The sequence below is a fragment of the Pseudomonas viridiflava genome (genome assembly GCF_001642795.1).
Lineage (GTDB): Bacteria > Pseudomonadota > Gammaproteobacteria > Pseudomonadales > Pseudomonadaceae > Aquipseudomonas > Aquipseudomonas viridiflava.
Window position 1 is genome coordinate 1 of sequence record NZ_LKEH01000004.1, and the last position, 1,285, is coordinate 1,285.

Genomic DNA, 1,285 nt, shown 5'->3' on the forward strand with positions numbered 1-1,285 from the left:
GTTATATGGTCAAGCCTCACGGGCAATTAGTATTGGTTAGCTCAACGCCTCACAGCGCTTACACACCCAACCTATCAACGTCGTAGTCTTCGACGGCCCTTCAGGGAACTCAAGGTTCCAGTGAGATCTCATCTTGAGGCAAGTTTCCCGCTTAGATGCTTTCAGCGGTTATCTTTTCCGAACATAGCTACCCGGCAATGCCACTGGCGTGACAACCGGAACACCAGAGGTTCGTCCACTCCGGTCCTCTCGTACTAGGAGCAGCCCCTCTCAAATCTCAAACGTCCACGGCAGATAGGGACCGAACTGTCTCACGACGTTCTAAACCCAGCTCGCGTACCACTTTAAATGGCGAACAGCCATACCCTTGGGACCGGCTTCAGCCCCAGGATGTGATGAGCCGACATCGAGGTGCCAAACACCGCCGTCGATATGAACTCTTGGGCGGTATCAGCCTGTTATCCCCGGAGTACCTTTTATCCGTTGAGCGATGGCCCTTCCATACAGAACCACCGGATCACTAAGACCTACTTTCGTACCTGCTCGACGTGTCTGTCTCGCAGTCAAGCGCGCTTTTGCCTTTATACTCTACGACCGATTTCCGACCGGTCTGAGCGCACCTTCGTACTCCTCCGTTACTCTTTAGGAGGAGACCGCCCCAGTCAAACTACCCACCATACACTGTCCTCGATCCGGATAACGGACCTGAGTTAGAACCTCAAAGTTGCCAGGGTGGTATTTCAAGGTTGGCTCCACGCAGACTGGCGTCCACGCTTCAAAGCCTCCCACCTATCCTACACAAGCAAATTCAAAGTCCAGTGCAAAGCTATAGTAAAGGTTCACGGGGTCTTTCCGTCTAGCCGCGGATACACTGCATCTTCACAGCGATTTCAATTTCACTGAGTCTCGGGTGGAGACAGCGCCGCCATCGTTACGCCATTCGTGCAGGTCGGAACTTACCCGACAAGGAATTTCGCTACCTTAGGACCGTTATAGTTACGGCCGCCGTTTACCGGGGCTTCGATCAAGAGCTTCGCTTGCGCTAACCCCATCAATTAACCTTCCGGCACCGGGCAGGCGTCACACCCTATACGTCCACTTTCGTGTTTGCAGAGTGCTGTGTTTTTAATAAACAGTCGCAGCGGCCTGGTATCTTCGACCGGCGTGGGCTTACGCAGTAAATGCTTCACCCTCACCGGCGCACCTTCTCCCGAAGTTACGGTGCCATTTTGCCTAGTTCCTTCACCCGAGTTCTCTCAAGCGCCTTGGTATTCTCTACCCAACC

Annotated in this window: 1 rRNA gene; it reads right to left on the minus strand. The window is 53.5% G+C overall.

The annotated features are described in order from the left end of the window. Nucleotides 1-5 precede the first annotated feature (5 nt). A 23S ribosomal RNA gene (locus tag AO065_RS00025) occupies nucleotides 6-1,285 on the minus strand; the annotation flags it as partial.